11 protein-coding genes are annotated in these 13,239 nt (G+C 32.9%); 3 read left to right on the forward strand and 8 right to left on the reverse strand.

Going from position 1 to position 13,239, the window contains the following annotated elements:
• The first annotated feature begins 103 nt into the window (after window positions 1-103).
• Window positions 104-1,279, forward strand: coding sequence for a diglucosyl diacylglycerol synthase (locus tag MUA37_RS09390; protein WP_142019745.1), 1,176 nt, complete (start codon window positions 104-106; stop codon window positions 1,277-1,279).
• Window positions 1,257-2,447: a lipoteichoic acid biosynthesis MFS flippase LtaA gene (gene ltaA, locus MUA37_RS09395; protein WP_031266501.1), complete on the forward strand. Its 1,191-nt coding sequence runs from the start codon at window positions 1,257-1,259 to the stop codon at window positions 2,445-2,447. Before MUA37_RS09390 ends, ltaA begins: the two co-directional genes overlap by 23 nt.
• Before the next feature lie 442 nt (window positions 2,448-2,889).
• Here the strand turns inward: ltaA and MUA37_RS09400 are convergent, their stop codons facing one another.
• The 3 genes from MUA37_RS09400 to MUA37_RS09410 form a co-directional block, all read right to left on the reverse strand.
• On the reverse strand, window positions 2,890-3,399 hold the full coding sequence (locus MUA37_RS09400) for a YjcG family protein (RefSeq protein ID WP_002510150.1): 510 nt from the start codon (window positions 3,397-3,399) through the stop codon (window positions 2,890-2,892).
• A 95-nt stretch (window positions 3,400-3,494) separates the two neighbouring features.
• The gene (locus MUA37_RS09405) at window positions 3,495-4,241 is read right to left on the reverse strand and encodes an esterase family protein (protein WP_002510151.1); all 747 of its coding nucleotides are present in this window, start codon (window positions 4,239-4,241) and stop codon (window positions 3,495-3,497) included.
• Window positions 4,242-4,331: 90 nt separating this feature from the next.
• Window positions 4,332-5,903 carry an alanine/glycine:cation symporter family protein gene (locus MUA37_RS09410; RefSeq protein ID WP_204171545.1) on the reverse strand — a complete coding sequence of 524 codons (1,572 nt, stop codon included), beginning with the start codon at window positions 5,901-5,903 and terminating at the stop codon, window positions 4,332-4,334.
• Window positions 5,904-6,109: 206 nt separating this feature from the next.
• On the opposite strand from MUA37_RS09410, the gene cozEa reads away from it, so the two are divergent.
• Entirely contained in the window at window positions 6,110-7,195 is a 1,086-nt protein-coding gene (gene cozEa / locus MUA37_RS09415) for a lipoteichoic acid biosynthesis protein CozEa (RefSeq protein WP_002510153.1), read from the forward strand.
• 139 nt (window positions 7,196-7,334) lie between these two features.
• Here cozEa and fabI read toward each other — a convergent pair whose 3' ends face one another.
• The 5 genes from fabI to MUA37_RS09440 all read right to left on the reverse strand — a co-directional run bounded on the left by fabI (window position 7,335) and on the right by MUA37_RS09440 (window position 13,226).
• Complete coding sequence (gene fabI, locus MUA37_RS09420) at window positions 7,335-8,105, reverse strand: enoyl-ACP reductase FabI (protein WP_002510154.1); 771 nt, start codon at window positions 8,103-8,105, stop codon at window positions 7,335-7,337.
• A gap of 190 nt (window positions 8,106-8,295) precedes the next feature.
• A complete protein-coding gene (locus tag MUA37_RS09425) occupies window positions 8,296-10,140 on the reverse strand; it encodes a monovalent cation:proton antiporter family protein (protein ID WP_204171546.1) in 1,845 nt (614 codons plus the stop codon).
• 8 nt (window positions 10,141-10,148) lie between these two features.
• Window positions 10,149-11,534 (reverse strand): magnesium transporter, encoded by a 1,386-nt coding sequence (gene mgtE / locus MUA37_RS09430; RefSeq protein WP_002510156.1) that lies wholly within the window; start codon window positions 11,532-11,534, stop codon window positions 10,149-10,151.
• A 28-nt stretch (window positions 11,535-11,562) separates the two neighbouring features.
• Window positions 11,563-12,417 carry an RluA family pseudouridine synthase gene (locus MUA37_RS09435; RefSeq protein WP_262624548.1) on the reverse strand — a complete coding sequence of 285 codons (855 nt, stop codon included), beginning with the start codon at window positions 12,415-12,417 and terminating at the stop codon, window positions 11,563-11,565.
• On the reverse strand, window positions 12,417-13,226 hold the full coding sequence (locus MUA37_RS09440; RefSeq protein ID WP_262624549.1) for an NAD kinase: 810 nt from the start codon (window positions 13,224-13,226) through the stop codon (window positions 12,417-12,419). The genes MUA37_RS09435 and MUA37_RS09440 overlap by 1 nt, the downstream gene beginning before the upstream one ends.
• Window positions 13,227-13,239 lie beyond the last annotated feature (13 nt).

The raw sequence follows: 13,239 nt of genomic DNA on the forward strand, positions 1-13,239 counted from the left end.
TAAAATGATATAATCTTCTTTAATTGCGTTTTTTTCTTTCGCACTGCTTAAAATTACGATAAAATAATTATGCATCACACTACATTATTGGAGGGTGGCTTTCATGGTTACTCAAAAGAAAAAATTATTGATAATTACTGGTTCATTTGGTAATGGTCATCTACAAGTTACGCAAAGTATCGTGAATGAATTTAATGCTATGAACCTTGATAACCTAACCGTAATTGAACATGATTTATTTTTAGAAGCTCACCCTTTATTAACTTCTATATGTAAAAAATGGTATATCAATAGTTTTAAGTATTTTAGAAACATGTATAAATCATTTTATTATAGTCGACCTGAGGAGTTAGACAAATGTTTTTATAAATATTACGGCTTAAATAAATTAATAAATTTATTATTAAAAGAAAAACCGGATTTAATTTTACTAACATTCCCTACTCCGGTTATGTCAGTATTGACTGAACAATTTAACATTAATATTCCTGTTGCCACAGTAATGACTGACTATAAAATGCATAAAAATTGGATTACCCCTCATTCTGAAAGATATTATTTAGCTACTGAGGACTTAAAAGAAGAATTTGCATCTATTGGTGTTCCTAAAAATAACATCAAAGTAACGGGTATTCCTATCTCTGATAAATTTGAGGCAGCTATCGATAAAAGTGAGTGGTTAAGTAGCAATCACTTAGATCCTGATAAACCTACTATATTAATGTCAGCAGGCGCTTTTGGTGTTTCTACTGGTTTCGGTCAGATGATTAAAGATATGCTTATCCAAAGTCCACAATCTCAAATAGTTATGATTTGTGGTAAAAGTAAAGAATTAAAACGTAGCTTAACGGCACAATTTAAAGACTATAATAATGTGTTAATTTTAGGTTATACTCAACATATGAATGAGTGGATGGCTTCAAGTCAATTGATGATTACTAAGCCAGGGGGTATAACTATTTCTGAAGCACTGACGAGACAAATTCCTATGATTTTCTTAGATCCAGCACCAGGTCAAGAGTTAGAAAACGCACATTATTTTGAAGCCAAAGGATTCGGTAAGATCGCTTATACACCAGATGATGCTATCTCGTATGTTGCAGAGTTAACATCACAGCCTGACGCTTTAGCAATGATGTCACAACAAATGGACGACTCTAGAGTAACATATTCAACTTATAAGTTATGTAAAGATTTACTAGACCTCATGCATCATTCTAGTCAATATGAGGAAGTATATGGAAAGGTTCCTTTATATGCAAAGCTCTTCGTTAAATAATTACGCACACAATAAAAATTTCATAATCATGCTTATAATATTATTTTTAATGGAATTTGCCCGAGGAATGTATATATTGAGTTATTTATCACTACTTCCAACAGCAACTTCCATAGCGGTAGGTGTTACATCTATCGCTATTTCTATTCATTTTATAGCAGACGCTGCAACCAATTTTGTCATTGGTTTTTTACTCAAACGATTAGGTACTAAAGTAGTATTAACATTAGGTTTCTTACTTGCCTTTTTCAGCTTATTTCTAGTTATTTGGTTTCCAACAAACCCAATTGTCTTAATTGCTAGTGCAATTTTACTAGGAATCGCTGTTAGTCCAATTTGGGTCATAATGTTAGCTAGTGTTGAAGAAAAAAATCGTGGCAAACAAATGGGCTATGTTTATTTTTCTTGGTTGCTAGGTTTATTAGTTGGTATGGTCTCAATGAATATTATCTTTAAATTCCATCCAACGAATTTTGCCTTTATGATGTCACTCATGGTTTTAGTCGCATGGGTATTATATTATTTCGTAAAAATCAGATTAACAAATTACAATACGAAACCTGTAGCCCAACAAATCACACAAATTAAAAATGTAACTAAAAAGCATATGCTGCTATTTCCAGGTATTTTACTACAAGGTGCAGCAATTACTGCATTAGTCCCTATTTTACCTATTTATGCAACAGAAGTTGTTGGCGTATCAACTGTTGAATACACCATTGCACTTATTATCGGTGGCATTGGCTGTGCCATTTCAATGCTTATTCTGTCAAAATTAATAGATAATAATGGAAGACTATTTACCTATAGTGTAATCATCGGTGGTTTCACATTGTATGCATTATTAATTTTTGCATTATCTCTTATTACTAATATTTATATAGTATGGGGACTCGCTGTTTTCATCGGTTTAATGTACGGTCTACTACTACCTGCATGGAATACATTTATGGCAGGTCACATTAATCCTGAAGAACAAGAAGAAACTTGGGGAGTTTTTAATAGTGTTCAAGGTTTCGGTTCTATGATTGGTCCGTTATGTGGCGGACTTATTAAAGAGTTCACGCATAGTGTTAACAATACATTTTATTTTTCAGCACTAGTCTTTTTATTTTTAGCAGTCTTTTATGCGCTCTACTTTATAAAAAACCGCAAAAATTTAATATAAAGTACTACTGACAATCAATAATGTTTTAACGTATATAAAAGTCACGGTCGTAAAATTTAGTTAACACTATTAAATTTTACGACCGTGTTTTTTATAGTTACATAGTTGCTATTTAAATGCTTCTTATTGTGAAACTGCTGAGCGGAAACGCCTTGACCCATATCTCCCCTTCTTTATATTTACTAATGTATATTTAAGATTTAAATACAATGATTAATTTTGGTAGCGATTTTGGCCGACTCCTGTGGTAATAGCGCTCGCCGAAGACTACAGGCTGAGGCAGTGCTCGCGGAAAGCGTGCACAAAAAAACTGCCAACAAAGCCGGAAACTTTGTCGACAGTCTAGCCTAATCAAGTATTATTTCAATTAGGTTTTATTGCAATAATACCTTTTATTTTCACTAGAGCTAACATTGTTAGTCTCTATGAGGATAATTTACAATTAAGCTAAATTAAAAGTATCTTCAACTTTCCACTTTTCAGCTTCATCATCATATTTCACTAAAGAAACTTGATCAATAGTTTCTTTATAATCAATACCTGCTAATTTAACTTGTCCATAAATATCTTCGAATTCTTGACTTGTTAGTCCTTGAGCAATTGTAAAATGTGGAACAAACGGATGATCAGGTTGTCCATAAAAATCACCATTATTAAATTGATCAAACAAGTTTTGAATTTCATCTGTTTTTTGCACTTTAAAATAAATAACATTATTTATCGGTGCAAAGCTAGAAGCCTTAGTTGCATGCACATCGATTGGTTGAAGCCCTTCTAGACGTGATTTAATATCTTCTTTAACAGCTTCGAAATCTTCATCTTTAATCTCAAATTGCCCTTTAATTGTAATATGCGGCATAATTGTCGCATAATGTGAATCATAACGCTTACGGTAAGCATTTACTTCATCTTGAAATGCTTTTGACGGAATTAATGCTAATCCTAAAATCATTGAAATTCCTCCTTTGTTTAACATATTACCATTATAGCAAATTTCAGAAAAATTCGTTACTTTAAACTTTATTTAACTTCAATTTTTAGTTTTTATTAAAAAGAAATATTATCTGATAAAAAATAAGTAAGTGTATCAGCTAATAATGGTTTCCAAGATTTCCAACGATGACCACCATCAAATTCTTGATAGTAATAGGTCATTTCCTGTGTTGCTAATAATTGATTCAATGCTCTATTAGGCGTTAAAAAATCGGCTCTTTTACCAGTTGTTGGTAAGGCAAAATCGGCCTCCTCTAATCCTACAGTATGCCAAACTGTTAAAATGTCAGTAAATTGACATCTTTGCACCAATGTTGTAATCACGTCGTCATGTTGTGGACTAAGCATACCTACTTGGCTAAACACGCGTGGATAAGTTAACGCCGTTATTAAAGCAACACTGGCTGCTAAACTATCTCCAAGTAGTAGTCGTCCATTACCTACTTTATAAGTTGGAAATTGTTGATCTATATACGGTAATATTTCTTGAGCCATAGCTTTAACTGTTAAAGGTGTACGCTCACCTTGTGGGTGAAACTCTGCTCTTCTTTTATCTACCGATTCATAGTTAAATCCAACAAATATCGCTCTTTCTACTTCATTGTTTGCTCTTAATTTTTCATAAGTTCTATGAATTTGTCCAAAACTATAAAAGTCTTTACCATCAAAGCAAAATACTACTTTATATTTAAATAAGGCTGTATAGTCTTTGGGTAAATAAATAGACAACTTAATATCCCTCTCTAATATTTTACTGGGAAAGTTAATTTCATTTACGCTTCCTGCTTGAAACTCGGTCATAAAAATATGCGCCTCCTAGTTTTCTTAACGCCATTGTACCAAGAGACGCAGTATTTTCAAATATACTGACTAGTATTAAATTGTATAGATTTACTCTTTTTGTCGTTCTTTTTCAAGCCGTTCAGGATAATCATAGTGCCAAAATACTGCGTTAGGCACTTCATTCTTATCTGGTTTATATATCGCTTGCTTACCTGAACCCAATTTTTTCTTTTGTCGCTCATAATCTTTCAAAGCATTGATTGCTGGGCGATGTAATATCCATATAGCTATGATGTTTAACCATGCCATTAAGCCAACACCTAGATCACCCATACCCCAAGCAGCCTCTGCAGTTTTAACGGCACCAAAAATAGTTGCAGCTATTAAAATTATACGTGTGACGTTAATCCAAAAGAATGTGTTGGAATAATTTTTATTTTTTGTAAGATAGGTTATATTGGTTTCTGCAATATAGTAATACGCTAATATTGTAGTAAAAGCAAAGAAGAATAATGCAATCGCTATAAAGTACGACCCAATACCAGAAAATGCTGGATCGAAATGATATGAACTACCTTGTAATGCTTTATCAATACCAGCTTGTGCATACATTGCAGTACCAGAATAATCTTTGTCACCATTAGCCATAGGTACAAAAATTTCGTTATTTTCAATAAGTCTCGGACCACCATCACTATTTGTTTTACCATCAGTAACATTGTAAGTGCCAGATAATAAAATAATAAGTGCTGTAGCTGTACAGACAAACAATGTATCAACATACACAGAAAATGATTGTACTAATCCTTGTTTGGCAGGATGAGACACTTCAGCAGCCGAAGCCGCATGAGGCCCTGTACCTTGTCCTGCTTCATTTGAGTAGAGTCCACGTTTCACTCCAATTTCAATCATAGCCCCTACAATGCCACCAAAAGCAGCTTCCATTCCGAATGCTGATTTAAAAATTAACGCAAATAAAGCTGGTACATGTTCGATATTTATAATGATAATAATAACTGCCATTAAAATGTACGCAATCGCCATGAAAGGTACGATAGCAGTGGCAGCATTAGCAATCCATTTAATACCACCGAAAATAATTAACGCTAATAACACAGCTAAAGCTATAGCTATTATCCATGCATCAAAACCAAAAGCATTTTTCATTGAACTTGCAATTGCATTTGATTGAACACCTGGTAGCAAAAGCCCTACCGAAATTACTGTAACAATCGCGAATATTAAACCATAAATTTTCCCAATTTTACCTTTCATTCCATATTCAATGTAGAAAGCAGGTCCACCACGATATTCCCCTTTTTCTTCACGTTTGTAGATCTGACCTAATGTCGATTCTATAAAGGCACTACTCGCACCTAAGAACGCTGACGCCCACATCCAAAATACTGCACCAGGGCCCCCAATAAAAATAGCTGTAGATACACCTACAATATTACCTGTTCCCACACGTCCTGCTAAAGATAAAGCAATCGCTTGGAAACTTGATATCCCAGTAGGTGATTTCTCACCTTGAAACATCAACCTTATCATTTCTTTAAAATGTCTAATTTGAACAAAACGCATCATAAACGAAAATATTACACCGGTTAACAACAAACCATAAACTAGCGGTTTACTCCATACTAATTCATTAAGCCATGCAACAAAATTTTCTAACATCATTTTATCCCCCTTGTCATATCACAGTATTTGCGTGATATAATGCTTATTATTATACACATATGTAAGCGCTTGCACAATGGATATTTTTTACTTTTCCATTCATTAATTGTAGATTTATGAATGGTTCTATTTTTGTCTTTTGTTGTGCCACGTTATAAGCTATACTAAAGTGTAATCTATTATTGCTTTAGGAGGACAGTTCTATGTTAAATAAAGTATGGTTTAGAACTGGGATTGCCTTAATAATCCTATTTATACTAATTAAATTAGTAATGGAAGTTCATTCCATCTTCATACCGTTTATCATTATTTTACAATCTGTACTTCTACCATTGTTATTAAGTGGTTTTTTATTCTATCTATGTCTTCCTTTTCAAAAGATTTTAGAGAAATATAATGTACCACGTTGGGGAAGTATCACAATTATCTTTATCGGGTTAATCATTGTTATCGGCATCATCGTCGGTATTGTAGGTCCAATGATTGTAGAACAAATTGATAATTTGATCCAACAAATCCCTATGTTACAAAATGAAGTACAAAATATTATCCAATTTTCATTAAACCAAATGGAACGCTTGCCGTCAGATGTTACGGAAAGAATCAATAAAGTTGTTGGCTCTATGGGTGATAACGTTGCTGATATTTTATCTAATTCATTAAGTTATATTACTTCTATTATTTCAACAATGTTCTTATTAATTATGGTTCCATTTTTCTTAATCTATATGTTAAAAGATCATGAGCGTTTTATACCATTTATTGCACGCATTTTTAAAGGTGAACGCAAAGTATTTGTTGTAGATTTATTGAAAGATTTAAACGAAACTGTAAAATCTTATATCCAAGGTCAAGTAACAGTAAGTTTAATTTTGGGACTAATCTTATATATCGGCTATTCTATTTTAGGTTTAAATTACACACTATTATTAGTAATGTTCGCGATTGTAGCAAATATGATCCCATTCCTAGGTCCTTGGATGGCGTTTGCACCAGCAGGTATTATCGCAATTATTCAAAGCCCTTCTACATTTATTTGGGTTTGTATCATTACATTAATTGCACAACAATTAGAAGGAAATGTCATAACACCTAACGTTATGGGTAAATCTTTAAATATTCACCCATTAACTATCATTGTAGTGATTTTAGCTGCAGGTAATTTAGGAGGCTTTATGCTAATACTTATTGCTGTACCATTATATGCAGTAATTAAATGTATTGTTAGAAATATTTTCAACTATAGACAAAAAATTATAGATAAAGCACAATCTACTGTGCATGATTAACGGATGGACTTAAATCCCCATTCGTAAAATAAGAGGACTAATCCTTATATGGATTGGTCCTCTTTATTATCTTAGCCTCTTTTTATCATCAGTTCATATATAAAAAACGTTGGTGCATGCACCAACGTTTTACACTTTATTATTTTATTGCATGATAGCCGCTATCTACATGAATGTTTTCACCAGTAACACCACTTGCAAAATCACTTAATAAGTATGCAGCTGTTTTACCCACTTCTTCTTGAGTTACATTACGTTTTAACGGTGCGCGTTCTTCAATTTCTTTAAGAATAGTATTGAAACCGCCGACCCCTTTAGCACTTAATGTACGAATTGGACCTGCAGAGATAGCATTAACACGAATATTATCTTCACCCAAATCCGCTGCTAAGTAGCGTACATTAGCTTCTAAACTAGCTTTAGCTACTCCCATTACATTGTAATTAGGTACAGCATATTCTCCACCGATATACGTAGTAGCAACAATACTACCACCCTCAGTCATTAATTTTTTAGCTTCTCGAGCTACAATCGTTAATGAGTATGAACTAATATCTTGCGCTAATAAGAAACCATCTCTTGATGTATCAGAAAAACGGCCACGTAAGTCTTCAACATTACCGAATGCGATAGAGTGATATACACCATCAATGTGTCCTACTTCTTCGCCAATTTTAGCAAATCCTGCAACGACATCTTCATCGTTTTGTACATCAACTTGATACATATGTGTTTCAGTTTGGTTTAATTGCTCAACTAGACGCTCTAATTCTTTTTTACTACGCTCTTTACGATATGTAAATACTAGTTTAGCACCTAATTCATCTAGCACTTTTGCCACACCAAAACCAATACTACGTTTATTCGCAATACCCATAATAACATACGTTTTATTTTCCAAATTAAACATTAGACTAACTCCTTTAATTTATATAAATTGATTTCACTTCAATGATTGTTTAGTACAATCCACATTATATTACTTAATTATACCAGTAATTATTTTAACATTGCTACATTTAACTGAACAATTAAATACATTAATTTAATTATTTAATTTGTATTATGTTAAGTAAGTCGCCTACTGGACATGGGCGTTGTTAATAATAAAATTCTAATTCTCGTTTTAATTCATCTACATATTCTTTAGAGCCAGTTACAATTAGTCTATCACGATAACGTAATTGCGTATCACCATGAGGTACGATAGATTCATTATTACGAATAATTCTTACAAAAATAATATCGCCATCGAATGGGAAGTTACGTAATTGTATTTGATCATATTTATGATTCAACATCGCAATTTCGTATAATGAAGTTTCTACATTACTTAAGATATTTAACATATTAGGTGTTTCAATTAGACCTTTAAGCAAAATTTTATTACTTAAATAACTACTAAAGATTTCAATACCTTGTGCACGTAATTCTTGATCATCGGTATTACTTTCCAAACGACAAATAACACGTTCAACGCCTCGTTCTTTAGCCATTAACGCTACCTTTTTGTTAATATCATCGTCATTAGTAGAGCAGACAACGATATTTCTTTTGAACAAACCTAATCTATCTAACATGTCCGCTTCATAATCAGCAATTTCAATCATAGATATCTCATCAGCTAATTTACGTTTATCGCTTAAATCTGTTCGATAGTACAATGAAACTTGGTATAACTGAGATGCTAAATTTTGAGCAATTGGTATCGTTAATTGGTTCTTTCCAATCATACTGACCTCAATTTTGCGTGTTGCTTCTTCAGGCATTGGGAACATTTTTTTAAATACGATCGGCACGAATACACATGTAATAACAGCACTTAAAATTAAAATGCCTGAAATTTCTGGTGTGATTGTTCCTAATTGTTCCGCAATTTTTGCCGAAGCAATAACCAATGATAATGTTGACGTTAATAAAAATGCTGTAGAAATCGTGGTTTTTTGATCAAACCAACGTCTTATATAAAAGACCGGAATTAATTTTGACACTAAAAAAGCTGCCATTAATAACGGAATAATAATTAACAGTGACGGTTCTTTTATTAAAGAAGGGATGTTTAAATCTACCCCAACCATTATAAAGAATATTGGTATGAAGAAACCGTAACCAAAGGAATCTAATTTTTCCACTAAATCTTCGTCTGGTTTTAACAAGGAAACAACGACACCGGCTAGAAACGCACCCAAAATATTTTCTGCACCAGCACCTTCTGCTAATGCTACTAATAATATGATTAGCGCAAATACTGCTCTAATACCGATTTGGGTAGTACCGTCCATTAACTTTTGTAAAAACTGCGCTTTCTTGAATACGCCACCGATTAAATAAAAGACAACTGTAAACACAACTAATGTGCTAATTAACCAAATAGAACCACTATGTGAAGCATGAATGGTGCCATATGCTGTTAATAAAATCATAGTAACCAAATCTGCTAACACAGCAACGAGTAAGATAAACTGTCCAATAGTCGTTCTCATAATGTTCATTTCTTTTAATGTAGGTACAACGACGCCTAATGAGATTGTCGAAATAATAATAATCATTAACAAGACGTCATCTATCAATCCAAACCACTTAAAGAGATAGGCAAAGACAATTGAAATTATCATAATAAACATAAAGACAGTAACAGCCAATTGTAAATGTCCCGGCACTTTTTTCTTCTCATTTTTACTATTACTACCTTTTTTAGAATCTTTTTTAAAGGCCGTAAAGTCTATTTCTAATCCACTTAAAAACATTAAAAAGATAAATCCTAATGTCGACAAAATATTAAGCATAGCATCTCTTTCTACAAGATTCAGAAAAGAGTTACCAATCACAATACCCATAAGTATTTCAGCAACGACGACTGGAATAAAAGTAATATTAAGTCTGTTGACAATAATAGGTGTTAAAAATGCTGCTAAAACAACTATAACAAGTGATATAAATTCCATATTGCCTCCTATAATAAATAAGACATGAATGACGTCGCTAGGCCAAAGTAAATTAGCATACTTACGATATCATTAATTGTTGTAATAAACGGCCCACTAGCAACTGCCGGATCAATATTAAGTTTGTTCATAACTAGAGGTATCATTGAACCAACTAACGTTCCTACTGTCATCGCTATAGTTAAGCTACTTGCAACAATAAGCCCTAAAATAGGTTGTTGGTACAGGACAATAATAATCATTAATAGAATAGCAGCACATACTAAACCACTTAAAAATCCACTTCCAGTTTCTCGTAATGCCACTTTGAATTTACTTTGTTCATCAATTTCACCAGTTGATATATTACGTACTGAAACGGCTAACGATTGTGTACCAGAATTACCTGACATGCCACTAATAATTGGAATAAAGGCTGCTAATAGTGCAACTTGTGATAATGTGTCTTCAAATGAGCCTAATATTGTGGCAGTTATCATACCTAGAAATGTTAATATAATAAGCCAAGGCAAACGCTTTAAAGCAGTTTTGGTAACAGAATCATTCGTAGCATCGACGTCACTAACACCTGCTAAACGTGAGTAGTCTTCGCTTGCTTCTTCATCTATTACATCTAAAATATCATCAATGGTAATAATACCAAGAAGATGATCTTGATAATCGACAACCGGCATAGCTATAAAATCATAATCTCGCATTTTTTGTGCTACGTCTTCTTGGTCATCAGCTACATTTGCACTAATAACACGTTCACTCATAATATCTTCAATATATGCATCATTTTCAGCAATAATTAAATCCCTTAATGACAACACACCAACCAATTGTTTATCATCATTCACTGCGAAAATTACATAAATGGTTTCTGCGTCTGGAGCTTGTTCTTTAACGTGCATCAATGCTTCTTTCACTGGCATAGTAGCCTTTAACGAAATATATTCAGTAGTCATGATACCGCCGGCAGTGTCTTCTTCATAATGCAGCAATGCTTTTATTTCTTTGGCATCATCTTTATTCATTAAAGTTAAGAGGCTGACTATTTTTTGTTTTGATAAATTGTTCATTATGTCTACAGCATTATCATATGACATATCTTCTAACACATGACTGGCATAGGATGCATTCATCGTATCAAAAAGTGCTTCATACTCTTCTTCATCAATTTCTAATTGATCGAAAAAATTAGCTACTTCTTCTGGAGATAAGACTTCAAATATACGTTGTCGAATTTCATCCTCGCTATCTTCAAAATACTCACTTTGTTCATATGTATGCATTGTTAAAAATTCAGTTCTAAATTCATCTATATGATTTTGTAACAATAAATCATCAAGTAAAACTTTATTATATACGTTTTCATCATCTAGTGTGATTGTTTCATTCTCATTATTCATAGTCGACACCTCCAGAATATATTTAAAATTATAGCATATTATAAATAGTAGTAAGTTTATCTGTTTGATCTTCAATTGTAATGATTTGTTGCGTAATAGGATGCGTGAAGGAAACACGCATACATTGTAGTAGTTGATGATGATAACGGGATGTTATCCCCCCATATAACCCATCTCCTACTAGTGGATGACCTATATGCTGAAAGTGAACTCTAATTTGATGTGTCCTTCCAGTTAGTAACTTGACCTGACATAAACTAAAGTTGTCTGTAGAAGCTAAACATTTAAAATGTGTTTCTGCGTATTTACCAGTTGGATCTACCATCCTTTGAATAATACTGTCAGGATGCCTCTTTATCGGTGCTTTGATTATTCCATTATCCTGTACTTTACCCATACAAATACATAAATAACGCTTATCTATTTGCGTTTCAGACATTAAATGATGAATATACCCATGTTTCGTAAATATAACAATACCTGAAGTATTACGATCTAACCGTGTAACGATATGTGGCACATAGCGTGTGAAAGATTGCTGTAAATATGCAAGCACTTGTTCTACTAAACTTTGATGTAAGTGTTCTCTAGAAGGTGCAATATTTTGATTCGCTGATTTCGATACAATAAGAATATAATCATCTTCAAATAAAATAGTTAATGGTGAATGATAAGGCTGTAAATTAAAACTCGGTTGTTCCTGTGGCAAACAAACAATTAACTCATCACCTTCAGTTAATTGTTTTCTTACCGTTACATGCTCATTATTAACAACTAAAGCGCCATTATTTTTAATGGCGCTTATCGTCTTACGTGAGTATGAATGTCTGTGTAAAAAATCTTTCAGCATTTCATTACGAAAGATTCGGTAGACAAATTTCATCAAATATCGTCCTCACTAGAAATGAATGAATCATGCACTCTCTTCCAAAATGGAAATGGTCTAAATCTAGCAAATCGCACTTTTTCATTCGCAACTCGAAATTGAATGGCATTGACATTCTTATGTTTTATAATTACATGATCAATTGTTGTTAAAATAGTGTCATGGTTCACAGGTGTAATTAAACAAGTATGATGTTTAGGTAAGACTAATGGTGAACCTACTGTTCTAAATACTCTATTATTTATAGATGCAATTTCTGCTATTTGCATTGCCTCTAAAGATGGATGAATAAGTGCACCACCAAGTGCTTTATTATAAGCTGTTGAACCTGAAGGTGTAGATACACATAATCCATCACCTCTAAAACGTTCAAATTGCTTACCACGTATATTTACGTCCACAACTAACGTTGAACCATTTTCAGTTTTCATTGTCGCTTCATTTAACGCTAAATATCTTGTTTCATAACCATTGTCATTATATCGCACTATGATTTCTAACAATGGATATTCAATTACTTGGAATTGTGAATTATTAATTTCTATTATTAATTTTTCTACTTCATGTGGTAACCAATCTGCATAAAAGCCGAGATGCCCAGTATGTACCCCGACAAAAGCGCAACGTGATAACATATGACTATATTTATGAAATGCTTGAAGTAAGGTGCCATCTCCACCTACAGAAATTACAATTTCTGGGTTGTCTTCATCTTCTACCATATTAAAGTCTTCCATATGGTTTATCATTTTATGCTTTAAGGCATTAGATTTAGAATCGCCTTTAGATAATATTGTATAACGCATGGATATACACCTC

Origin of the sequence: Staphylococcus arlettae, assembly GCF_025560845.1 — a bacterium.
Classification (GTDB): Bacteria; Bacillota; Bacilli; order Staphylococcales; family Staphylococcaceae; genus Staphylococcus; species Staphylococcus arlettae.